Genomic DNA, 23181 nt, shown 5'->3' on the forward strand with positions numbered 1-23181 from the left:
AAGGGAGAATGAACTATGAGTAAATTATTAGAAGTAAAAGATCTGTGTGTCTCCTTTTATACTCATGCTGGTGAAGTTCAAGCAGTACGCGGAGTTTCATTTGATCTTAAAAAAGGTGAGACATTAGCAATTGTAGGTGAATCTGGTTCAGGTAAATCAGTTACATCTAAAGCATTAATGGGGTTAATACCAAACCCTCCAGGTAAAATTAAGAGCGGTGAAATCTTATTCGATGGAAAAGATTTAGCTAAATTAAGCGATAAAGAAATGCAAAATATTCGTGGAAAAGAAATCTCAATGATTTTCCAAGATCCTATGACTTCTTTAAATCCAGTATTAACAATTGGATATCAAATAACAGAAGGTCTAATAAAGCATCAAAAAATGAGTAAAACTGAGGCAAAGAAAATTGCTTTAGAATTAATCAATCTTGTAGGAATTCCAAATGCTGAAGATCGTTTTAAACAATATCCACACCAATTCTCTGGCGGTATGAGACAACGTGTTGTTATTGCAATGGCGTTAGCATGTAATCCAAAATTATTAATCGCCGATGAGCCAACAACAGCTCTTGACGTTACAATTCAAGCTCAGATTCTTGAGTTAATGAAAGAAATTCAAAGAAAAACTGATTCAGCAATTATCTTTATTACACATGATTTAGGTGTAGTTGCGAATGTTGCGGATAAAGTTGCAGTTATGTATGCAGGTAGAGTAGTTGAAATGGGAACTGTAGACGATATTTTCTACAATCCAAAACATCCTTACACTTGGGGACTTTTAGCTTCAATGCCAGACTTAGATAATGAACAAGGAGCAGAATTAGTAGCAATTCCTGGTACACCACCAGATCTATTAAATCCTCCAAAAGGTGATGCGTTTGCACCACGTAATCCAAATGCTTTAAAAATTGACTATGAAATGGAACCTCCTATGTTTAAAGTGTCTGATACACACTACGCTGCAACATGGCTATTACATGAGGATGCTCCAAAAGTTGAACCACCTGAAGCCGTTAAGAAGCGTATTCAACGAATGAAGGAAGGTGAAGTAAATGTCAAATAATGCAGAAAAATTAGTTGAAGTTAAAAATCTAAAACAATACTTTAATACAGGTAAAACAACAGTTAAAGCAATCGATGATGTTACATTTGACATTTTCCGTGGAGAAACTTTCGGTTTAGTAGGTGAATCAGGTTCTGGTAAATCTACAACTGGACGTTCAATCATTCGATTATATGATGCGACTGATGGACAAGTAATTTTTGATGGTGAAGATGTACATGGTAAGAAAAGTCGTAAAGAGCTAAAGCAGTTTAACCGTCGTATGCAAATGATTTTCCAAGATCCATACGCTTCATTAAACCCGCGTATGAAAGTTGCAGACATCATTGCAGAAGGTATTGATATTCATGGATTAGCTCGTAACAAAGAAGAGCGAATGAAAATGGTTTATGACTTACTTGAAACAGTAGGTTTAAATAAAGAACACGCTAACCGTTTCCCACATGAATTCTCAGGTGGACAACGTCAACGTATCGGTATTGCAAGAGCACTTGCTGTACAACCAGAATTTATTATCGCCGATGAGCCAATCTCTGCTCTAGACGTGTCAATTCAAGCTCAGGTTGTAAACTTAATGAGAAAGCTTCAAAAGGAAAAAGGTTTAACATATCTATTTATCGCCCATGATTTATCAATGGTTAAGTACATTAGTGACCGTATCGGTGTAATGTACCATGGTAAAATTGTTGAACTTGCAGATAGTAATGAATTATATGATTACCCGATGCATCCTTACACAAAATCATTATTATCAGCAATTCCGCTTCCAGATCCTGTTTATGAGCGCAATCGTAAACGTATCGTTTATGATCCAAAACAACACGATTATTCAAACGAGGAACCAAAATTACGTGAAGTTCGTCCTGGACATTTCGTACTTTGCTCTGAAGCAGAATTTAAAAATTATCAACAAATGTATAAATAATAAATCAATCCTAGTGAGTTTATCGCTAGGATTTTTTTATTGGATTAGGTAGAAAAACAAAAGATGATGGGTTCCTGGGTAATTAGAAAATCAAAAAGATGGAAATAGGTTTTTCATAAGAAGTCCATGAGTAAGTAAAAGAGCAAAAAGAAGTAAATTGGTTCCTCTTGAGAAGTTCATGAGTAAGTAAAACAGGAAAAAAAAGCAAATGGTTACTCATGAGGGGTTCATGAGTAAGTAAAACAGGAAAAAAAAGCAAAATGGTCCTTCATGAGAGGTTCATGAGGAAGTAAAACAAGAAAAAAAGCAAAATGGTTACTCATGAGAGGTTCATGAGGAAGTAAAACAGGAAAAAAAAGCAAAATGGTTACTCATGAGGGGTTCATGAGTAAGTAAAACAGGAAAAAAAGCAAATTGGTTACTTAAGAGGGGTTCATGAGGAAGTAAAAGAGGAAAAAAAAGCAAAATGGTTACTCATAAGAGGTTCATGAGGAAGTAAAACAGCGAAAAAAAGCAAAATGATTCCTCATGAGGGATCCATGAGGAAGTAAAACAGCGAAAAAAAGCAAAATGGTTACTCATGAGAGGTTCATGAGGAAGTAGAAATACAAAAATAAGAAAAAACGTTTCTCAAAAAAGTTCAAGGGGATGTGAAAAAACAGAAGCCGAAAATATCTTACCCATTAAACATTCATACAAGTTAAGGGAAAATTAAGGTGGAGGTTTTATAATGAAAAGTGTAGATAAGGCTAGGTATAATAATGGTAGGACAAGCTTAGAAGAAAATTAATCTAGAGTGACAATGATAACCAAATTTTGAATTCAAAGCCCCTGAATTTAATATTTCAAAGTACTGTACCAAAGGCGAACTAGGGACCTTAATCAATTCTACATTAGTTATACACTAAACCTTATCAAGGCAAAAAAAAGAAAGGGCCTTTGCCCTTTTTTTAATCGAAATTTCTGACTGTTTTTAATAAGTTTTTTTACGGAACTTACCTTGGCCACCAACTTGTTTGAAGTTTGCAGACATTCTGTCAGACATATCAACAAATTGACTTTTTTTACTTCTACCAAATATTTTTTCGCCAATCGCGTTTGTAAACACACCATTAAGTGCAGTAATTCCAATTACTAATACTGCAACAATCAATAGATCAGTTATGTAAGCTGCCATAAGATTAGCCTCCTAGGAATGTAAGCGTTACTATTATTGTATTAAAAATTTAGTGAAATAGAAAGAATAAATAAGCTTTTTCCGAATAATTATTTTTGGGTCTTTTATAGAGCAATCTGGCTTTTAGTATTGTAATTTATAAGACTAAAGTTGTGTGAAACGAAAGGGGTACTTGACTACTTTGGGAAATGCTGTTCGTTGGTAAGTGACTGCAAAATCGGTTGAAACTTGGAAGCAGGTTTTATTTACGGATAGTGAGGTTTAAGGCGTGAAAAGCAGCATTCACATACGAAAAATGTATAAAAAAATTAGCCAATATTTTACTTGTAAATTTACTGAAAATTGTACACCTTTTGTATAGGTTTTTTTAAATTTTTTTACAAATTTGTATATATTTATTTTGCGCAATACTGTATAATGTGAACATATGGTGGTAGATTAAACTAATTATAATTAACCAATTCTTATAAATTAATACACATAACTATATTACTTTTATTTAAAAGAGTAGTTAGGGGGAGAGCAAAATGGTAATTTTGTATAATTCACCAAGTTGTACGTCTTGTCGAAAAGCAAAAATGTGGCTAGAAGATAATAATATTCCTTATAAAGAAAGAAATATTTTTTCAGAACCATTATCAATTAATGAGATTAAACAAATTTTACGTATGACTGAAAGTGGTACTGATGAAATTATATCAACAAGATCAAAAATTTTCCAAGAATTAAATGTAGACTTAGAAAGTCTTCCTTTACAAGACTTATATGAAATCATTCAGAAATATCCTGGTTTACTTAGAAGACCGATTATTATTGATGAGAAACGTTTACAAGTTGGTTATAATGAAGATGAAATTAGAAGATTTTTACCACGTTCTGTTCGCACATATCAATTACGTGAAGCGCAACGTTTAGTAAATGAGTAAATCTACGTTTTGAATTGTGAAAAAAATTACAATTCTTGATTAAGATTCTCAATCATATTGAACAAATACTTATTCATATTATATAAAAAGCTGTAAAAAGTTAAATGCATACTTTTTACAGCTTTTTTTTAACAATTAGGATGTTCGCTTACGGTATCGAATATTATTAAAATAGTAACCTATAACAATGGTGAAAATTATACAAGATGAACCGACAATTAATTCCATATCGTTCCGCCCGTTTATATATTGACTGATAAATGGCTCGTCTATTAACATTTTGCTAGCTGTTATTGAAAGTACAGAAGCCCCTACAAAACTCAATATTGGATATCTTTCTAAAAACCATAAAACGATTTTACTTCCCCAAATAATAATTGGAATTGAGATGGAAAGGCCTAAAATGACTAATGATGGCTTTCCGTTTGATGCCCCAGCTATTGCTAATACGTTATCAATCCCCATAACTAAATCAGCAAACACAATTGTACGAATTGCATGGAAAACTGTGTAGTTCTCCTTTATAGAAGGGTTGTCATCCTCCTGAATAATTAATTTGCAAGCTATGTACAAAAGTAATATTCCGCCAATTAAATGCAAGAATGGGACTTTAAGGACGAAAATTGCACCTATTGTTAGGATAATCCGTAAAACAATTGCGGTAATACTACCGAAAATGATCGCTATGTTACGTTGCTTATATGGTAATTTTCTACATGCTAATGCAATGACAATAGCATTATCTCCACCTAAAACAATGTCTATAATTACAATCATTAAAAAGGACCATATATAATGAAGATCTATCATGAATTCACCTCTCTTATTAAAAGCTTTAAATGATTGTCCTAATATTAATAGGTATATGATGATTTTTAAAAAATAGGTGAATTTTATTTCCAAAATTTTAAATTGTATCATAAAATATAATTGTAGTTACTATTCGCATTTAATAAATTTTCATGGTAAGATAGATAAAAATTTACTTATTATAGCTAAATTTTTAAGAGTATTTTTCTAATTTACTATTTCAGAATTTTATATTTAACATAAATTTCTTTTACTTTATTTATTCTATTTCGTCTAACGCAATTACTTGTTGTTCATTAAAGGAGGGGGAAAACAAATGGAAATAGAAAGAATTAATGAAAATACGTTTAAGTTCTCCATATCCTACTTAGACATCGAGGAGAGAGGTTTCTCTAAAGATGAAGTATGGTTAGATCGAGAAAGAAGTGAAGAGCTTTTCTGGGAATTAATTGATGAAGCGCATTTGACTGAGGAATTCATTGCTGGTGGCCCCCTATGGATTCAGGTACAGGCACTAGACAAGGGTTTAGAAGTTGTTGTAACAAAGGCTGTGATTTCTAAAGACGGCAAAAAAGTAGAAGTGAATTTAGGTGAAGGAGAAAAGAATTTAGAAATTCCATTTATCTCTGTAGATGATGACGATGATGCAGATGAAGATGATGATGACGATATTTTTGAATCGATGGATGAAGAAGAAACTGAGCTTATTCTATCCTTTAAAAATTTTGAAGACATTATTTCATTATCACATGCTGTGAATCAAGAATCATTTGAAACTACACTTTATTCATTCCAAGATTATTACTATCTTTATGTTAAATTTGAAGAAGAATTGCTTGATGAAGTTCAAGTTGATTACTTATCATCTATGTTACTTGAATATGGTCATCGTTCAAAAGTAACTATACATGTTTTAGAGGAATACGGAAAATTGATTTATGAAAAAACAGCTTTACCTCATTTTAAATCAATTTTTCCATTATTGTAATAGCCGATGCCTTAGGGATCGGTTTCTTTTCTTTATAAAGGAGAATATTGATGCAATTTCGATTAAAGATTTTAATATTTCTATCAATTGTTGTATGCATTTTATATTTTGCTTCTCCAACTATTAAATTCATTTGGTTAATGAATTTTGCATTTTTTGAAAAATCTACTATTTTTAGATTAATAAGTGTAATGTTCTCGATAACGGCTATAGGTGTTTCGATTATTATTTTCCTAGAAAATAGAAATCCTGCTAGAACTTTAACATGGATCATTCTTTTGGCCATTTTCCCGTTATTCGGTTTTGTTTTTTATTTAATTTTTGGACAAAATTACAAAAAGAAAATGGTCTATCGAAAAAAAGCAATTAATGATCAAAATGCAAATGGTTTAATTAGTGGATCAGAAGATGTAGAAGTGAAAGATTTTATAGCGCAAAATCAAAGATTAGAGTATCTAATAAATATCGCAGCTAAACAGAGTAATACACCAGTCACAATGAATACCTTTACAAAAGTTCTTACAAACGGAAGTGAAACATTTCCAAAAATAATTGAGGAACTAAAAAAAGCGAAGCACCATATTCATATCGAATTCTATATCGTAAGAAATGATGAGATTGGTAATCAGCTAAAAGATATTCTAATTGAAAAGGCACAAAATGGAGTAAAGGTTCGATTTCTCTATGACGCTGTAGGTAGTTGGAAATTATCAAGAAATTTTGTAAAAGACTTACGAAAAGCTGGTGTAGAAATACTACCATTTTCTCCAGTTAAAATTCCAGTTTTAAACGATACGATAAATTACCGAAACCATCGGAAAATTATTGTCATAGATTCGAATGTAGGATTTGTTGGCGGCTTAAATATTGGAGATGAGTATTTAGGGAAAGACCATTATTTCGGAAAGTGGCGTGATACCCATCTATATCTTAATGGAGAAGGTGTACGAACACTACAATTCATATTCTTGCAAGATTGGTATTATATGACGAATGAGTTAATTGATGACAAAGAATATTTTGACATTAATGCTAGTAGTTATTCTTCCAAAGGAGCAATACAACTTGTATCTGGTGGACCAGACCGAAAGCATGAAGTGATAAAAGAGTTGTTTTTTGCAATGATTACAAGTGCAAGGAAAAGTATATACATTGCTTCACCATATTTTGTTCCTGATGAAGATATATTAACTGCTCTTAAAGTTGCAGCAAATGGTGGGGTCAAAGTAAAAATTCTAATGCCTGATCGTCCCGATAAGAAAATCGTATTTTATGCTTCGCGTTCATACTTTCCAGAGTTATTAGAAGCAGGGGTCGAAATCTATGAATATAGACAAGGATTCTTACACAGTAAAATATTGATTGTAGATGATGAAATCGCATCTGTTGGAACGGCAAATATGGATATGAGAAGCTTCCGTTTAAACTTCGAGGTCACTGCATTTTTATATTTAGAGGAAAGTATTAATCACTTAGTTAATGATTTTAATAATGATATCCGTGATTCTGAAGCAATTATTTTTAATGATTTTAAAAAGAGACCTATATACAAAAGGATATTTGAATCATTATCAAGATTAATGGCACCACTTTTGTAACGAGCTATCTTATTGATAGAACATTGATAGAACATTTTTATAATATTTCAAATAGTCACCTACCAAATAGAAAATTTAATTTGGTAGGTTTTTTAATTGAAAAATCGTTTTTTATTTTTTTGAAGGATAATGCGATATGAATAGTGAAGTAATTTGGAAAGGAGGTAGTGGTATATGATCGTCGCATTAAATACAAAACGGCATACTATTAATTTATTTGAAGTTAAAACGACTGAGGATTTATTAAGATTAAAGCAAAACGGACCATACTTTTGCCCGATTTGTAAAAAGCAAGTGAGGCTCAAAATTGGAGTAAAGAGGGTAACTCATTTTGCGCATATAGATTTGACCGAATGTGAAAATGAGAAAAAAGAGAGTATTGACCATTATAAAGGGAAGTTTGCTTTGTACCAATTTTTTAAAAAGTTTAATGTAAATGTTGAGGTTGAAAAATTTATACCGGAATTAAATCAAAGACCTGATTTATTTATTAAACTTAATACTCTTCAAATGTGTGTTGAATATCAATGTTCGGTTATTCCTTTAGAAACAATGATAAAGAGGACAAACTCTTTTAAAGATAGTGGAATGAAAGTTTTGTGGATCCTAAATGACAAACTTATAAATCAAAAGAGATGGTCATCTTTCTACATTAATTCAATTTCTATTTATTCACTTGTTAGAATAAACGTTTTTTCACTTCTCTTCTATAATCCTACATTACAATCATTTACAGTGCTTTCCTCGTTAATCGCATTTTCTCCAGTCCAATATATTGGTCAAAAGGACGTATTTCCAATAAATAATTTCAGTTTTAAGGAATTTTTATCACCAAATAGAATTGATAAAAAGGTATTTGTATCTAAATGGAATCGTTTGAAAAAGGATTTTAGACTATATCAACATTTGCATACTAAAGGTAATTTAAAGGTTTTTAAACAGTATTTATACAATGCAAATAATAATTATTTTCCAGCGGTAATTGGAGTTCCTTTAGAAAGTAACTGCATAATTAAAGAACATTGTATCGCTTGGCAAGGGCAAATATATTTTAAATTTTTTCATGAAGTAGAAATTGGACAAATGATTTTTATAGATAATATAAATCAGTCTGTAAAAATGGAAGTACAGAATGGTAATTGGAGAGTTAATCAATTCCAAGAGAATGAAATTGTTAATTTGGAGAAATGTGTAGAAAAGTATATTGACTTTTTAGTGAAAATTAGAATCGTAAAACGTATTAATAATGGTAAAATAATGAAGATAGCTAATGCTATTATTCCATCATCATTCCAACAAGCATTGGATGAAGACTGTCTGAGCACTAATACAGCATTTGATTTGTTGTTTAATGCAAGAACTGATTCAAATGATCATTAATATCAGACACTGGAATGTTATTAATACTAATAATAATTTTAGGGGGATCAGACATGCTAGAACAAAAAGCTGTTAAAAAATTACCAACTAGAAGTGAAGTTCAAGAAGAATTAACTTGGAAGTTGGAAGATATTTATGAAACAGATGCAAAATGGGAAGCAGAGTATAAAAAAGTACTTGAATTAATCCCATCGTTTTCAGAGTTTAAAGGTAAATTAGGTGAGTCATCTCAAACACTTTTAAATGCATTGAAAAAACAGGATGAAATTTCATTTTTATTAGGGAAATTGTATACATACTCTCATATGCGTTACGATCAAGATACAACAAATTCTACATATCAAGCATTAGATGATCGTGCGAAAAATCTATACACTAAGGCTGGAAGTGCAATGTCATACTTCGTGCCTGAATTATTAACAATTTCAGAAGATACATTGAAAAAATTTATTGAAGAAAATAATGAACTGAAATTGTACGAGCACTCTTTAGAAGAAATTTTAAAACAAAAACCACATGTTCTTTCAGCAGCTGAAGAGGAAATTATGGCACAAGCTTCTGAAGTGTTATCTTCTTCTAGTAATACGTTTGGAATGTTAAATAATGCGGATTTAAAATTTCCGACCATTGAAGACGAGAATGGTGAAGAAGTAGAAATCACACATGGTCGTTATATTCACTATTTAGAATGTGCGGATCGTCGCGTTCGAAAAGATGCTTTTGAAGCAGTTTATCATACGTATGATGCGTATAAAAACACTTTTGCAAGTACTTTAAGTGGTGCTGTAAAGAAAGATAATTTCAAAGCAAAAGTTAGAAAATATGATAATGCGCGTCATGCAGCATTAAGTAATAACGAAATTCCTGAAATTGTTTATGATCAATTAGTTTCTACTGTAAATGATAATTTAAATTTATTGCATCGTTATATTGCGATTCGTAAAAAAGCGTTAAAGCTTGATGAAATTCATATGTATGACTTATTTACTCCATTAGTAGAGGAAGTAAAAATGGAAGTTAAATATGAAGAAGCAAAAGAAATATTATTAAAAGCATTAAAACCATTAGGTGATGAATATGTTGAAATTCTAAAAGAGGCATATGAAAGCCGTTGGGTAGATGTTGTAGAAAACAAAGGAAAACGTAGCGGAGCATACTCTTCTGGTGCGTATGGTACTAATCCATATATCCTAATGAACTGGCAGGACAATGTAAATAATTTATTTACATTAGCACATGAATTTGGTCATTCAGTGCATAGTTATCATACTCGTAAAAATCAACCTTATGTTTATGGAGATTACTCAATCTTCGTAGCTGAAGTTGCTTCTACTTGTAATGAAGCAATTTTAAATGATTATTTACTAAAAAATACTGAAGATCCTAAGCAAAGACTTTATTTATTAAATCACTATTTAGAGACCTTTAGAGGAACTGTATTCCGTCAAACGATGTTTGCGGAGTTTGAACATCAGATTCACGTATTAGCTCAAAATGGTGAAGCATTAACGCCAGATTTATTAACGAAAACATATTACGAGCTTAACAAAAAATATTTTGGTGACGAGATCGTAATCGACGAGTTAATTGGTTTAGAATGGAGTAGAATTCCTCATTTCTATTACAATTACTATGTTTACCAATATGCAACAGGTTTCAGTGCAGCAACAGCACTTTCAAAACAAATTCTAGAAGAAGGCGAACCAGCAGTTGAAAGATACTTAGGCTTCTTAAAAGCAGGAAGCTCAGATTATCCAATTGAAGTATTGAAAAAAGCTGGCGTTGATATGACCTCTTCACAACCAATCGTAGAAGCATTGAAAGTATTTGAAGAAATGTTAAACGAAATGGAAGAACTTTTATTTAACGAATAACTTATTCAAACAAACACATGTAGCATCATAGCTATATGTGTTTGTTTTTTATCCTAACTTTTTCTATATCTTTATACCTACTATTTTGTGTCTAAAATGTGAAATATTTCTCAAATGGTTGCCAAACTCTAAAATAAATTGTATTATAAGGGTGTGAATTACTTCACAAACACAAATACCCCTTTGTTGAACGTGAAAATTTCTCCCATCCCCTTGATGTAAAATATTACATCAAAAAAGAGACCTAGCGAAAGCTAGGTCTTTTTTTGTTTCTTAAACAACATACTGATAATAAATTTGATCTTTTTGAACAATTTTCTTAACTTTTCTACGTAGGATTAATTTTTTTAATTCTAACTCCATACATTGAGTAGATTGTTCGTAAATCATACATAATTCTTTAATCGTAACAAACGGTTGGAATTTAATGAATTCAGCTAAATCAGGCAGTTCTCGTTTTTCTAATTTTGTATTAGTCATTAGTTCTAAAATTTTTACATAAGTCTGATAGCTTTCAAAACCAGAAACTTTCAAACCTTCTTCTTCAATATTTTCATTAAAAAATACAACGCTTGGAATTTCAGTTACATGCATTTCTTTCGTAACTTTAATATCACATTGCAAAGCTTTAATAGAGTGGGTACTGTGTAAATCTTCCATAAACTCTTTTACATCAATATTTATATCTTTAGCACATTCGATAAGAACATCTTGATCTGTAATGTCTAAATCCTTCAAGAAATAATATTCTTGTAACTTCTTTAAGTAGTTAACGCCAGCAACTCTACCTTGAAGCTCAGCTGCTTTTAATGCAATTGCAGAGTAGTATGGGTAAAGTTCTTTATTATCAATCCATAAGTGATCGTCGCAAAGGATATCCGATCTGCTAGCCGTCTTCTCCCATACGAATGCAAGCTGAGAAGGGCGTTTTTCTAATAGTTTTTTAGTTGTGTAATATCGATTAACTGGAATATAAGTAGATGAGAAATATTGACCATATTCTAAGTGGAACTTTTTTAAAATTGTACTAAAATCCCAACAATTTCTACAAAGTGGATCTATGAATACATACAATTCAATCGATTTTTTTGTACAATTCTGCTCGGGAAGCGTGATTGATTCATTTTTATATTGTTTGTCATTCATATATTTCACCCTTAATGCAATTCATAAGTCCGTACTATAACAGACTTGAAAATTAATTTGTAAGATATAACACGTTTATTCTCTAATCGTATTGTAGCAACGGATAGTTAATATTTCAAATATGATGCACTATTTTTCATTAATCTATTAATATTTCCTTAATTCATGTGAATAAGTTCATAAAAAGGGGGTGTCACAGAAATCTGAGTGGATTGCAAAATACAATTGTGAAATATATATATAAAACCGAGAGCGGAGAGTTTGATCTGCAAAAAAGGAGATTTTCTGTGTAAATAAAGTATGATCTGCAAATAAAATTCCAAAATCGCAAATAAAATCGTCATATCTGCAATTAAAAAAAGAGAAACGCAAATAAAAATAGCTATATCGCAATAAAATCCTTAGTAATAGCAAATAAGAGAAATTAATACCCATACCGGTTAAGGCATAATGACAAAAAAATTGGACAAAAGTAGTTATTTTCAAATGGCAAACTAGCAAAGCAGCTTTAATTGTAGATTATCGTTTAAAAAGTTGGGTGAAATCTTCTATTTAACAATAAAAAGATTGATAAAATTGCCTTCATACTAATAAAGGCAAAAAATATACCCTTTAGGTTTCTTCGGCGTTTAAAAATAACTATTTTCGTTGGGCTACTCAACAAACTTTACGTATACTCAGTAGGTTCACAGAGCATACGTAGACATTCCTTTTAAACTAAAAATGGTGCTCATATGTCAGTTAGTTTGATTTCCTTGTTTAACATTAAAAAAGCGTCTAATTTTATTCAAAGTTTCACGCTGAGGGATTTGTTGCTTTTCTAACAGATTGATAAACTGTTGTCTACCGATGTTTTCATCCGAAACTTCGAATTCTAACTCATAATCCTCGTGATTTAAATATGTACTATGGTCTAAAACTAAGAGCCCATTTTCATATGGAAATTCTACTCTGTTTGTTGTTAAGTCACCTATTAATACTAGGGCATTTAAGTTTAATTTTACTTCGTTGATATAATCTTTTACTTCTCCATCTGGAAGAACGAAGGTTTTTAGCATAGTTGATGCTTCAGTTTCACTTATTTTTTGATTAATTTCTAAATGTCCGACAGCTTGTTTTATTTTTAAAGTTAAAGTATAAGAAGTTAGTGACTTTTTGCGGATTCTTAATGCTCCACCATGTTCTTTAATTGTAAAATCAGGTGTCTCAAAATAATAATTAGTTTGCGATTGAAAACTTGACTCGTTAACTTGGAAATACGATTTAAGCTTTTCAAATTCCTCTTTTGTTAATAAGTTCTTAAATTCAATTTCAATTTCTTTAGCCATAATTAACTCCTTATTTTTAAGTATAATTTTTGTTATTGAATGTGCTAGTCTTCGTCTATTTTCTATTTGATATGTTACAATAGAAATGGTCAAAATTAAATAAAATACATACATTAAAAAGGTTGAGGTTTTAGTGATGAGAAAAATGCTTGAAATAAATGGAATAAATATAAATGAAGATGGTTTATTTCTGTTAATCGACGATACAAAAATGGATTTAGAACAGTGTCATGAAGTAGGAACAATGATTGCAGACTCAGACCAAGGTTCACTATTGTATATATTAGAAGAAAAAGAAGAATTTGTATATGTTACAGTTCCTTATGAATATTGGTCGGACTTGAAAAAAGCAAATGATCAAAATTTAAACGTATTTTTAAAGGTCGGCGAAAAGGATCTTTCGCTAAATAATTGGAATGAAGAGTTAACTTATTTGATCCAAAATGTTGAAGGTAATTTTAACTATGGAGAAGAATTTGTTAAGCAAGTTCAAAGTGCATTTTTAGAAGAGAAGTAAGTTGGTGGTGATTGGATGAATGGTCAATGGGAAAGTTTTTTAGCACCTTATGAACAAGCAGTAAGTGAATTGAAGGTAAAGTTAAAAGGGATTAGAAAACAGTTTGAAGAAACTAATCAGCATTCCCCAATTGAGTTTGTAACTGGGAGAGTTAAGCCTATTCATAGCATTGTTAATAAGACGATAAGAAAAGGAATTCCTTTAGCGAATTTAGAAACGGAATTACAGGATATTGCCGGTCTTAGAATGATGTGCCAATTTGTTGAGGATATTAAAAATGTAGTGGAGCTTCTTCGCAAACGCAAAGATTTTACAATTGTCGAAGAGCGAGATTATATTACAAATAAAAAGAATAGCGGGTATCGTTCTTATCATGTTGTTGTTGAATATCCAGTTCAAACAATTGAAGGAGAACGAAAAGTTTTAGTTGAAATTCAAATAAGAACTCTTGCGATGAATTTTTGGGCAACAATAGAGCATTCTTTAAATTATAAGTATAAAGGGAAATACCCTGAAAATATTCATGAACGGTTACAAAGAGCAGCTGAAGCAGCGTTTCTATTAGATGAAGAAATGTCCCTTATTAGAGGAGAGATTCAAGAGGCGCAAGCAGAGTTTTCGAAAAAAAACGACCAATAAGGAAAGGGCGAGAAAATGAAATTCGTAATTATGTCTAAGGGCGATCAAGAGTCCAATGAACTGACGAAACGAATGAGAGATTATTTAGAGAGTTTTAATTTTAAATTTGATGAAGAAGAGCCTGAAATTGTCATATCTGTAGGTGGTGACGGTACCTTACTTCATGCTTTTCATAATTACACTCATCTTCTCGATAAAGTATCTTTCGTAGGGGTTCATACTGGTCATTTAGGGTTTTACGCTGATTGGGTACCAAGTGAGGTAGAAAAGCTTGTTATTGCAATTGCTAAAACTCCATTTCAAGTAGTTGAATATCCTTTATTGGAAGTAATCATCCGTTATAAGGATGGAAGAAAAGAAATGCAAACATTAGCTTTAAATGAATGTACGATAAAAGGTCTTGAAGGTACATTAGTGATTGATGTTGAAATAAAAGGTCAGCATTTTGAGACATTTAGAGGTGACGGCCTTTGTATTTCTACACCTTCAGGAAGTACAGCGTATAATAAAGCACTTGGGGGAGCTATTATTCATCCATCAATTGAAGCGATTCAAATTGCTGAGATGGCTTCAATTAATAATCGAGTTTTTCGTACAATTGGTTCACCTCTTGTTTTACCTAAACATCATACTTGCTTACTTAAACCTGTAAGAAACGCAAATTTTCAAATTACATTAGATCATAAAACAATCGTACATCAAGATGTTAAATCGATTCAATGTCGAGTAGCTCATGAAAAAGTACGTTTTGCACGTTTTAGACCATTTCCATTTTGGAAGCGTGTCGTTGATTCTTTTGTTAAATAAAATGGTGAAGAATATGAAGCAATTTAGTCTATCATGGGAAGTAAAAAAAGAGCATAATGGAATATTACTTAGAGAGTTTCTTAAATTAAAGGAGCTCTCTAAACGTGCTCTCACAGATATAAAATTTCAAGGTGGAAAAATTACAGTAAACGGTGAAGAAAAAACTGTCCGTACAATTTTAAACGAATTTGATCTTATTCAAATCTATTTTCCAATCGAGAAACCAAGTGTGGATCTTATAGCTGAAGATATTCCTTTTGAAATTGTTTATGAAGATGATGCTGTATTAGTCATCAATAAACCTTTTGGAATACCAAGTATACCTTCTAGAGAGCATCCTAATGGTACTCTTGCAAATGGATTATTATTTTATTATCAAACAATTGGGCTCCAATCGACCATCCATATAGTCACTCGATTAGACAAAGATACTTCAGGATTAATGTTAGTTGCCAAAAATCGTTATATTCATTATTTATTTTCGAAAAATGAACTAAAAAATGTACAAAGAAAGTATTTAGCAATTGTTCATGGACAAATGAATGGCACTGAAGGGGTAATACGTGCAAAGATTGCTAGGAAAAGTGATAGTATTATCGAGAGAATTGTTTCTGAAGAGGGACAAGAAGCAATCACACATTTTAAAGTCCTTGTAGTAAATAGGGACTACTCAGTTGTTGAATTAGAATTAGAAACGGGTCGAACACATCAAATCCGGGTACATATGTCTTCGATTGGACATCCATTAATCGGGGATGACTTATATGGAGGTAATACTGATCGATTAAAAAGGCAGGCGTTGCATAGCTATCAATTGTCATTTGTTCATCCAATTGATCATACGGAAAAAAACTTTGAAATCGCTTTACCTGTTGATTTAGAGAGGTTATTGGAATCGTGAATGTCAAGTAATAAATTTGTCTAAATTTTGTATAATTTATTGACAATATATGAATAATAGATTATTTTTAGTATGTAGTGTTTCTCCATGGGGATGGAAGAGACTAATATATTAAGCTGATAAGTGAGCGCTTACATTATCAGCAAAAAAGTAGGTTCCGATCAGAAACCTACTTTTTTTGTATCTATTTTCCTAAACTCTGCTTTCTTTTTCTTCGTAAAAACTAAATTTTTCTTCAATGTATGGCATGGAAGATTGTACTTGGGTATATTTATGTTCTGGATACGAAAATGCTGTAAGTTTACCACCGAAGACGGCGCCAGTATCAATATTAATTGTATTATTTAATTCTCTTGGTTCTTTTATTGGAGTATGACCATAGACAATTAGTGCTTTACCTTTATACTCTTTCGCCCAGTCTTTTCTTACAGGCATCCCATTTGGGAGCACTTCTCCATTAATATCTCCATATAAAACGAATGTTTTAACATTATTTGAATGCTTACCAATCATGTCCTCACGTATACCAGCATGACTAACAACTAATTTTCCATTGTCTAAAACATTATATAGAGGGGAGCCTTCATAAAGTTTTTTAAACGATGCTTGATAATGGCTCCTTTCTTTACCGCTAACTGATTCTAATTCAGCAACTGTTGTTTCAAGTCCATGTTGAATTTTTACATTGCGACCAAGAAAATAACGATAAAGTTTATTACAATGATTCCCTGGTGAATAATGTGCTTTCTTATGCTTTATCACAAGTTCATATACTACTTTTATAACTGCAAGCGAATTAGGTCCGCGATCCGTTAAATCACCAACAAAAACTAACTTTCGATTATCTGGGTGAACAGGAATATTGTTCTCCCACGAATAACCAAGTTTTTTAGTTAATTCAACAAATTCATTATAACAACCATGAATATCGCCTATGATATCGTATTTCATCCTATCATTCCTTTTAGTCTGTTATTTCAACTAGTAATAATCGTAGTATGCCCCAAATTAGCAGCGTAAAAGAACTTTCTAAGAAGTGTATTAAATATAAAAAAAGAAGGGTAAAGATCTTCATTAGATCTTTACCCTTTGTATTTCTACTCTATCAGTCAAACATATACTTATTTGTTCTAGATCTTACATTAAGGATGAATCCAATTGCAAGTAAATTAGTTGCTAGAGAACTTCCTCCGTAACTTACAAATGGTAGAGTAATCCCTGTAATAGGAAGTAGACCGATCGTCATACCAATATTTTGGAAAATCTGGAAAGTAAACATTCCTACAACACCGGCACAAATATAGCTACCAAATTTGTCGTTACTTTCTAAAGCAATATGAATCATTCGATAAATTAATAAGAAGAATAATGAAATTACTACACTTGCTCCTATGAATCCGTATTGTTCACAGATTACTGTGAAAATAAAATCTGTATGTGGTTCAGGGAAGTAAGCTTCACCGTTATGGAACCCCTTACCAGTAAGCAAACCAGAACCAGCTGCCATTAATGCCTGAGTAAGCTGATAACCTTGAGAAGGGTATTCATAAGGCGCTAACCAACCGTAAAAACGATTTAATTGGTATTCCTCAAGCACATGCGATGTGAAAAATTCAAAATGATAAAAGTATAGATAAACCATGAAAGCACCAAGGGCAATCGTGAATAAAACTAGTCCAAGAATATAGCGCCAACGAATTCCAGAAATTAAAATCATTGTTGCGATAATTGCACACATAACCATTGTATTACCTAAATCAGGCTCTTTCGCAATCAGAAGTAGAGGAGGTAACGCAATACCGAATATTTTACCTAAAAGTAAAATATCTTCTCTCTTTCCACGAACAGCGTACATTTCATTATGTCTTGATATAATGGTTCCTAAAATAATGATCATAAAAATTTTCATTAATTCAGATGGTTGAAAGTTACCAATACCAGGTAAGGTGTACCATGCCGTTGCACCTTTGATGGTTTTAGCACCTGGAATATGCAGTTCTAAACCAAGTAGTAGGAGTAATCCAAAACCATACATATACCAAATAACATTTTTATATCGATCAAAATCAATAATCATAATAAAGGCAATACCAACAAGTCCAATGATATACCATTTAATTTGTTGTCCAGCGAAATTGATGTTTCTTAGATTTGCAGGAAGGCTTGGCATTGCACTAGTAATTGCAAGATAACTTACAGCGGCAATACAAAAAAGGATAAAAAGTAATTTGAAATCAATTTGAAAGGGAGATGTACGGTCTTCCTTCATGTCCTCACCTCTCTATAATAAGTTTTATTAGTATGCTTTTAAATAGGCACTTTTAATGTACGACAATCATCATTATAGTTTATTTTTGTCCTTAAAGGAATTCAAAACTATAAACTCTTTTTAAATAAACTATTATATTTATATTTTTTGTGGATAAAGCTATAAATAACTTTACTATTTTCAATTCATCGTATTTGTGCTACTATTTTAGTATCTAGTACTAATAACTAATAATAAAGGAGATGAATGATATGATTTCATTGCAAGGAAAAACTTTTGTTGTTATGGGTGTTGCAAACTTCCGTAGTATCGCTTGGGGTATTGCACAATCATTACATAGCGCGGGAGCAAATTTAATTTTTACATACGCAAATGAAAGATTAGAAAAAGGTGTTCGTGAATTAGCTGACTCACTAGAAAATCCTAACAATCTTTTAGTTCAATGTGATGTAACTAGTGATGAAGATTTAGCAAAATGCTTTGCATCAATTAAAGAGCAAGTAGGCACAATTCATGGTGTAGCACACTGTATCGCTTTTGCTAATAAAGAGGACTTAAAAGGTGATTTTGTAGACACAAGCCGTGATGGATACTTATTATCACAAAACATTAGTGCTTACTCATTAGTAGGTGTAGCTCGTGAAGCAAAACCATTAATGGTTGAAGGCGGAAGCATTGTTACGCTAACTTACTTAGGTGGCGAGCGTGTAATGCAAAACTATAACCTAATGGGTGTATCTAAAGCAGCTCTAGAAGCTTCTGTACGCTATTTAGCAAACGATTTAGGGAAATACAATATTCGCGTAAACTCAATCTCTGCAGGACCAATCCGTACGCTTTCTGCAAAAGGAGTAGGTGACTTTAATACAATCTTAAAAGAGATCGAAGAAAAAGCACCATTACGCAGAAACGTAACACAAGAAGAAGTAGGAGATTCTGCTTTATTCTTATTTAGTGACTTAGCAAGAGGTATTACTGGAGAAAACATTCATGTTGATTCAGGATACCATATAATGGGATAAGAATAGTAAGAACAATAGAAGTCTAAATGGCTTCTATTTTTTTGTGTTGATATTACATACTTAGTCATGGGTAAATTTAATAACTCATAAGAGGTTCATGAGTAAGTAAAACAGCGAGAATCTGAAACATAATAACTCATAAGAGGTTCATGAGTAAGTAAAACAGCGAGAATCTGAAACATAATAACTCATAAGAGGTTCATGAGTAAGTAAAACAGCGAGAATCTGAAACTTAGTAACTCATAAGGGGTTCATGAGTAAGTAAAACAGGAGAATCTGAAACATAATAACTCATAAGAGGTTCATGAGTAAGTAAAACAGCGAGAATCTGAAACTTAGTAACTCATAAGAGGTTCATGAGTAAGTAAAACAGCGAGAATCTGAAACTTAGTAACTCATAAGGGGTTCATGAGTAAGTAAAACAGCGAGAATCTGAAACTTAGTAACTCATAAGGGGTTCATGAGTAAGTAAAACAGAAAGAATCTGAAATTTGGTAACTCATAAGGGGTTATAAGTAAGTAAAACAGCCAAAAAAAGAAAATAATATACTCAAATCAAATTGAAACTGATGTTGCTCACTCATCTTGAGATGCGGTAATAGAATGCAACGAGGCACTCAGCTCATGCCCACATCGCCATGAAAAGCGTGCATCCTTCAAAAGAAAATAAGTGTGTTCTTTATATGGGTAAACATTCTGTTGGGGAAATCAACCTGACATTAGTCAAACAAAAAAAAGTGCTTTCTTATGATGACATAAATAGGCACTTTTTTATTGTAAAATGTGGCATTTTAATTTTATTAATTCTTACGGAATAAAAATTGATTTTAAGTGACGAAGACCTACTAATTTGCTTTCTCCTCTAGATGTAGTCAACTCTATGAAATTTGAGTCAATAGAACTCAACTTACCTATATATTCGTAATTTTCTCCACTGTTCATTACGACTAATTCACCAATCAACTTATTTAATTGAACGTCTAACGTGCGTGCTAGAGGGATATTAGAAGGATTAACAGGTAATAAATTATTACTTAACATATAAGGGGTCTTTTCAGTGAGATAAGGGGTTAACCACTTTAAATGCTGTAGGGATATATACATGATTTTATAGATCGGTGAATAGAATACAAAGTAATTATTCATGATGGTTGTAATAAAGCCATGAAAAGAACGATTATTTGAAAGATTAATTTCAACAAAAATCCCTTTGGCAGCAGTTAAGACTTTACGTAAAGATAACTCATCTTTTTCGTGTTCTAGTTCTTGTAGGGAGGGAACAACACCAAATGATTCTTCGAGTGTACTTTCACTAAGATTATGAATATGAAGTAGTGGAATATAAAGGAAATTTTCACCATTGAAAACAACTAATAAATCATTTCCAACTTCAATTAAGATTCCATCAACATTACTGTTACCAGATATTTCAATTGTAACTTGTTTGTTGAGAAAATTTTTGAAACTTGCCATGATTTTCTCCTTTCTTAAAAAGATAAATCATTATGATTCAGACACGTTCATTTCTGAAAAAGGATTTTCAATTTTATTTATATGGGCATATCGATTAGAATGATAGTTTGTCTAAATAAAATCAATCATTTCATTTAAAGGTTGGCAAGATAGATAGTGCCTGTCTTATATGAATGAAAAAAGATTATTAAGTTTGAAAACTTTATAGTTGGATCAGTTAGTTCATAACAGCATACTTCCAATGATTTATTGATTACCACTCAAAATTAAGTATAGTTTCAAATTACTCTATAAGGGTTTTACATAATTAGAATGGTATCGAGGGTCAAAGTTTTATAAAAAAAGGGTCGTTTTATTTCATAAAACGACCTTTCTAAACATTATTTTCTTCTTCTTAATGTTTGGCTTGTCGTATTACTTCTTTCGTAAACTTCAAATTTTTCTCCGAAACTTACACTTTTTACATGATAAGTAGCAAGATACACTAGTTCATCGTTAAAAGAAATTTCTACATAATCATGGTTTGCATCAAGAAGAATACCTTCAACTTTGTCGTGGCCACCGCGATTAATTTTTACCCATTGTCTAACTTGAGAATTTAATAAGTCTACAAAACTCTCGTTTGGTAATAATTCAATCGTATTGTACATTTCATCATAAGATAATCTACCTTTTGCAAATGAAGTTACGCTTTTAATATGAGTATAAGGGAAGTAAATTACACCTTCAGCCTCTGTAAAAAGAGCAATATGTGTTTCATATGCACCAAGTAATAAACCTTCTTTAGATTCATGACCTCCTCGACCAATTCTAACTCCTTTACCTACGAATACTGAGAATAACTCTTTATTCACTTTTTCATCGCTCCTTGTTTTTTCTGTGCGGTTACAATGTATTTATATGTGCCCTGTCAATTGTTTGTACTAGGATATTTGTCCAATTTAGATGAATATGTATAAAATTAGTCAAGTGTTGATGGGCAAATATTTGGTATTTCAATTAAATTTGTAGATTACTTGATTGAGAAAAAAGTAACATGATAAATATTGTCCGTTCATATAATTTATGAGAGCACACTTACGAGGGAGGAACAACAATGGCAAGAAAAGAGTCTAAAGAGGGTGTAAAGCCATTATTATATATTGCACAGCCTGATTTTCAAGAAGCCAAGTTGAACGTACAACACTCATATGTGGTCAAAGTAAATAATCAGGATCAAAAACAAAAGGATAAAGAATATGTAGCTTCTAAATACGTGGAAGTTGAAGAACTAGATGAATTAGAAGAATTAGAAGAACTGGAAGATGTTGTAGATTTAGATGAACAAGAAGAGCAACAAGAACAAGAAGATCAAGAAGAACAAGTCGAAGCAGACAATACTTGGATGAAAAAACCATTTAAAGCGATGACGAATGAAGAAAAAGTATTATTTATGATAAATAAGCCTCATTATATTCCAAAAGTTGAGTGCCGAATTCGTACAGAAAAAGATTTATATATTGGCTATATTATGGGTTACAACGAAGGAAAGGTTTCAATTAAGGTTTCTTCAAAAATTAATGATGTTGAATTGGATATTCAAAGTATTGTAAGTATTCAAATGGTAGGTATTTAACGCGTTAAAAAGGTGGTAGATACATGATCTACCACCCATAGTTTTTTAGTTTACATTAAACTTACAGATTTGTAACGTGTACGTCACGTAGGCATTGGATTGCACAGAAGCAATCTAGGTCAACTGTTACACAAGTGTTTGATGCTACAAACATGTCAGAGTCTACTAATTCGCAGAAAGTATTTTGGTTGTTGTTTTTGTTGTCTTTGTTGTCTTTGTTGTTTACTGGAATTAATGCTCTTAACACTGCACAGCAATCTTCATCTACACTTTCAACACGGAAAACAACTGTATCTTGGCAATTGTTCATTTGACCGTTTTTGTTGTTGTTGTTGTTGTTATCATTGCCATCACGATTTTGTGCCATCATCATCATATTATTATGATTAAATGCTGGTACTCTAAATAATTCACCGTTTGCTAAATACAATAGGAAAGGGCGAGTATTTGCAAGTGGTACATTAGGGTTAGCACCTAAGAATGGAACGTCACAACCTGTTGGGCAAGTGTTTGTTGCGCAATCTTGTAGATCATTTATGAATTTTACAACGTCACATACGCAATGGTTTCTTTTTTTGTCGTGGTTGTCTTTGCAACTCATCATTTTCACTCCTTATCACTTTAGATGGATATTACATTACTATGATATTAAGCAGGCGAAAAACGGTTACTGAAGATTTTTGCTTTTTTAGATAAATGGGCTTAGGAGCAAAGTAGTACA

Annotated in this window: 22 protein-coding genes; 13 read left to right on the forward strand and 9 right to left on the reverse strand. The window is 31.8% G+C overall.

Translation table 11 applies throughout. The features are described from left to right. Positions 1–15: 15 nt before the first annotated feature. Both BED47_RS06605 and BED47_RS06610 read left to right on the forward strand, forming a co-directional pair. On the forward strand, positions 16–1065 hold the full coding sequence (locus BED47_RS06605) for an ABC transporter ATP-binding protein (RefSeq protein WP_069032983.1): 1050 nt from the start codon (positions 16–18) through the stop codon (positions 1063–1065). Then, entirely contained in the window at positions 1055–1990 is a 936-nt protein-coding gene (locus BED47_RS06610) for an ABC transporter ATP-binding protein (RefSeq protein ID WP_069032984.1), read from the forward strand. Before BED47_RS06605 ends, BED47_RS06610 begins: the two co-directional genes overlap by 11 nt. A gap of 973 nt (positions 1991–2963) precedes the next feature. On the opposite strand, the gene BED47_RS06615 is transcribed toward BED47_RS06610, so the two are convergent. Beyond that, positions 2964–3167 (reverse strand): hypothetical protein, encoded by a 204-nt coding sequence (locus tag BED47_RS06615; protein ID WP_069032985.1) that lies wholly within the window; start codon positions 3165–3167, stop codon positions 2964–2966. 527 nt (positions 3168–3694) lie between these two features. Here BED47_RS06615 and spxA point away from each other — a divergent pair. After that, positions 3695–4093, forward strand: a complete 399-nt coding sequence (gene spxA / locus BED47_RS06620; protein ID WP_056473638.1) for a transcriptional regulator SpxA — start codon at positions 3695–3697, stop codon at positions 4091–4093. 135 nt (positions 4094–4228) lie between these two features. Here the strand turns inward: spxA and BED47_RS06625 are convergent, their stop codons facing one another. After that, positions 4229–4900, reverse strand: a complete 672-nt coding sequence (locus BED47_RS06625; RefSeq protein WP_069033046.1) for a TerC family protein — start codon at positions 4898–4900, stop codon at positions 4229–4231. Positions 4901–5219: 319 nt separating this feature from the next. Here BED47_RS06625 and mecA point away from each other — a divergent pair, with 319 nt between their 5' ends. The 4 genes from mecA (at position 5220) to pepF (ending at position 10743) form a co-directional block, all read left to right on the forward strand. Continuing rightward, positions 5220–5891 carry an adaptor protein MecA gene (gene mecA, locus BED47_RS06630; protein WP_069032986.1) on the forward strand — a complete coding sequence of 224 codons (672 nt, stop codon included), beginning with the start codon at positions 5220–5222 and terminating at the stop codon, positions 5889–5891. A 50-nt stretch (positions 5892–5941) separates the two neighbouring features. Beyond that, the gene (gene cls / locus BED47_RS06635; protein ID WP_069032987.1) at positions 5942–7489 is read left to right on the forward strand and encodes a cardiolipin synthase; all 1548 of its coding nucleotides are present in this window, start codon (positions 5942–5944) and stop codon (positions 7487–7489) included. Positions 7490–7663: 174 nt separating this feature from the next. Continuing rightward, positions 7664–8869, forward strand: a complete 1206-nt coding sequence (locus BED47_RS06640) for a competence protein CoiA (protein ID WP_069032988.1) — start codon at positions 7664–7666, stop codon at positions 8867–8869. A 53-nt stretch (positions 8870–8922) separates the two neighbouring features. After that, positions 8923–10743, forward strand: a complete 1821-nt coding sequence (pepF, locus tag BED47_RS06645; RefSeq protein ID WP_069032989.1) for an oligoendopeptidase F — start codon at positions 8923–8925, stop codon at positions 10741–10743. Between the two features lie 273 nt (positions 10744–11016). Here the strand turns inward: pepF and BED47_RS06650 are convergent, their stop codons facing one another. Both BED47_RS06650 and BED47_RS06655 read right to left on the reverse strand, forming a co-directional pair. Then, positions 11017–11889 carry a DsbA family protein gene (locus BED47_RS06650; RefSeq protein WP_069032990.1) on the reverse strand — a complete coding sequence of 291 codons (873 nt, stop codon included), beginning with the start codon at positions 11887–11889 and terminating at the stop codon, positions 11017–11019. A 737-nt stretch (positions 11890–12626) separates the two neighbouring features. Continuing rightward, positions 12627–13217, reverse strand: a complete 591-nt coding sequence (locus BED47_RS06655) for a CYTH domain-containing protein (RefSeq protein WP_069032991.1) — start codon at positions 13215–13217, stop codon at positions 12627–12629. Positions 13218–13353: 136 nt separating this feature from the next. Here BED47_RS06655 and BED47_RS06660 point away from each other — a divergent pair, with 136 nt between their 5' ends. Genes BED47_RS06660 through BED47_RS06675 form a run of 4 tightly spaced genes read left to right on the forward strand, consistent with a single transcriptional unit; the run spans position 13354 to position 16081 of the window. Continuing rightward, entirely contained in the window at positions 13354–13734 is a 381-nt protein-coding gene (locus BED47_RS06660) for a hypothetical protein (RefSeq protein WP_069032992.1), read from the forward strand. A gap of 15 nt (positions 13735–13749) precedes the next feature. Further along, on the forward strand, positions 13750–14373 hold the full coding sequence (locus tag BED47_RS06665) for a GTP pyrophosphokinase (RefSeq protein ID WP_069032993.1): 624 nt from the start codon (positions 13750–13752) through the stop codon (positions 14371–14373). Positions 14374–14388: 15 nt separating this feature from the next. Next, positions 14389–15180, forward strand: a complete 792-nt coding sequence (locus BED47_RS06670; RefSeq protein ID WP_069032994.1) for an NAD kinase — start codon at positions 14389–14391, stop codon at positions 15178–15180. Between the two features lie 13 nt (positions 15181–15193). Beyond that, entirely contained in the window at positions 15194–16081 is an 888-nt protein-coding gene (locus tag BED47_RS06675) for an RluA family pseudouridine synthase (protein WP_069033047.1), read from the forward strand. Between the two features lie 192 nt (positions 16082–16273). Here the strand turns inward: BED47_RS06675 and prpE are convergent, their stop codons facing one another. Continuing rightward, positions 16274–17032 carry a bis(5'-nucleosyl)-tetraphosphatase PrpE gene (prpE, locus tag BED47_RS06680; RefSeq protein WP_069032995.1) on the reverse strand — a complete coding sequence of 253 codons (759 nt, stop codon included), beginning with the start codon at positions 17030–17032 and terminating at the stop codon, positions 16274–16276. Between the two features lie 154 nt (positions 17033–17186). Further along, positions 17187–18350, reverse strand: a complete 1164-nt coding sequence (locus BED47_RS06685; RefSeq protein WP_069032996.1) for an FtsW/RodA/SpoVE family cell cycle protein — start codon at positions 18348–18350, stop codon at positions 17187–17189. A gap of 251 nt (positions 18351–18601) precedes the next feature. Between BED47_RS06685 and fabI the strand changes: the two genes are divergently transcribed. Beyond that, positions 18602–19372: an enoyl-ACP reductase FabI gene (gene fabI / locus BED47_RS06690; RefSeq protein ID WP_091024015.1), complete on the forward strand. Its 771-nt coding sequence runs from the start codon at positions 18602–18604 to the stop codon at positions 19370–19372. 807 nt (positions 19373–20179) lie between these two features. On the opposite strand, the gene BED47_RS06695 is transcribed toward fabI, so the two are convergent. Together BED47_RS06695 and BED47_RS06700 are read right to left on the reverse strand one after the other, a co-directional pair. Next, positions 20180–20845 (reverse strand): hypothetical protein, encoded by a 666-nt coding sequence (locus tag BED47_RS06695; RefSeq protein WP_069032998.1) that lies wholly within the window; start codon positions 20843–20845, stop codon positions 20180–20182. 380 nt (positions 20846–21225) lie between these two features. Then, positions 21226–21699, reverse strand: a complete 474-nt coding sequence (locus BED47_RS06700) for a hypothetical protein (protein WP_069032999.1) — start codon at positions 21697–21699, stop codon at positions 21226–21228. Positions 21700–21941: 242 nt separating this feature from the next. Here BED47_RS06700 and BED47_RS06705 point away from each other — a divergent pair, with 242 nt between their 5' ends. Further along, positions 21942–22460 carry a CotO family spore coat protein gene (locus tag BED47_RS06705; protein ID WP_069033000.1) on the forward strand — a complete coding sequence of 173 codons (519 nt, stop codon included), beginning with the start codon at positions 21942–21944 and terminating at the stop codon, positions 22458–22460. Between the two features lie 61 nt (positions 22461–22521). Here BED47_RS06705 and BED47_RS06710 read toward each other — a convergent pair whose 3' ends face one another. Next, positions 22522–23061: a CotY/CotZ family spore coat protein gene (locus BED47_RS06710; protein WP_069033001.1), complete on the reverse strand. Its 540-nt coding sequence runs from the start codon at positions 23059–23061 to the stop codon at positions 22522–22524. Between the last annotated feature and the right edge of the window lie 120 nt (positions 23062–23181).

Source organism: Gottfriedia luciferensis (assembly GCF_001712755.1).
Lineage (GTDB): Bacteria > Bacillota > Bacilli > Bacillales > Bacillaceae_G > Gottfriedia > Gottfriedia luciferensis_B.

What these genes read in the sequence shown, in the direction of transcription:
- BED47_RS06695 (WP_069032998.1), bottom strand. Translation starts at nt 20,845, where the DNA reads ATGGCAAGTTTCAAAAATTTTCTCAACAAACAAGTTACAATTGAAATA.
- BED47_RS06650 (WP_069032990.1), bottom strand. Translation starts at nt 11,889, where the DNA reads ATGAATGACAAACAATATAAAAATGAATCAATCACGCTTCCCGAGCAG.
- mecA (WP_069032986.1), top strand. Translation starts at nt 5,220, where the DNA reads ATGGAAATAGAAAGAATTAATGAAAATACGTTTAAGTTCTCCATATCC.
- BED47_RS06655 (WP_069032991.1), bottom strand. Translation starts at nt 13,217, where the DNA reads ATGGCTAAAGAAATTGAAATTGAATTTAAGAACTTATTAACAAAAGAG.
- BED47_RS06610 (WP_069032984.1), top strand. Translation starts at nt 1,055, where the DNA reads ATGTCAAATAATGCAGAAAAATTAGTTGAAGTTAAAAATCTAAAACAA.
- BED47_RS06605 (WP_069032983.1), top strand. Translation starts at nt 16, where the DNA reads ATGAGTAAATTATTAGAAGTAAAAGATCTGTGTGTCTCCTTTTATACT.
- fabI (WP_091024015.1), top strand. Translation starts at nt 18,602, where the DNA reads ATGATTTCATTGCAAGGAAAAACTTTTGTTGTTATGGGTGTTGCAAAC.
- prpE (WP_069032995.1), bottom strand. Translation starts at nt 17,032, where the DNA reads ATGAAATACGATATCATAGGCGATATTCATGGTTGTTATAATGAATTT.
- BED47_RS06640 (WP_069032988.1), top strand. Translation starts at nt 7,664, where the DNA reads ATGATCGTCGCATTAAATACAAAACGGCATACTATTAATTTATTTGAA.
- BED47_RS06705 (WP_069033000.1), top strand. Translation starts at nt 21,942, where the DNA reads ATGGCAAGAAAAGAGTCTAAAGAGGGTGTAAAGCCATTATTATATATT.
- BED47_RS06615 (WP_069032985.1), bottom strand. Translation starts at nt 3,167, where the DNA reads ATGGCAGCTTACATAACTGATCTATTGATTGTTGCAGTATTAGTAATT.
- BED47_RS06685 (WP_069032996.1), bottom strand. Translation starts at nt 18,350, where the DNA reads ATGAAGGAAGACCGTACATCTCCCTTTCAAATTGATTTCAAATTACTT.
- pepF (WP_069032989.1), top strand. Translation starts at nt 8,923, where the DNA reads ATGCTAGAACAAAAAGCTGTTAAAAAATTACCAACTAGAAGTGAAGTT.
- BED47_RS06675 (WP_069033047.1), top strand. Translation starts at nt 15,194, where the DNA reads ATGAAGCAATTTAGTCTATCATGGGAAGTAAAAAAAGAGCATAATGGA.
- BED47_RS06710 (WP_069033001.1), bottom strand. Translation starts at nt 23,061, where the DNA reads ATGAGTTGCAAAGACAACCACGACAAAAAAAGAAACCATTGCGTATGT.
- cls (WP_069032987.1), top strand. Translation starts at nt 5,942, where the DNA reads ATGCAATTTCGATTAAAGATTTTAATATTTCTATCAATTGTTGTATGC.
- BED47_RS06665 (WP_069032993.1), top strand. Translation starts at nt 13,750, where the DNA reads ATGAATGGTCAATGGGAAAGTTTTTTAGCACCTTATGAACAAGCAGTA.
- BED47_RS06660 (WP_069032992.1), top strand. Translation starts at nt 13,354, where the DNA reads ATGAGAAAAATGCTTGAAATAAATGGAATAAATATAAATGAAGATGGT.
- spxA (WP_056473638.1), top strand. Translation starts at nt 3,695, where the DNA reads ATGGTAATTTTGTATAATTCACCAAGTTGTACGTCTTGTCGAAAAGCA.
- BED47_RS06670 (WP_069032994.1), top strand. Translation starts at nt 14,389, where the DNA reads ATGAAATTCGTAATTATGTCTAAGGGCGATCAAGAGTCCAATGAACTG.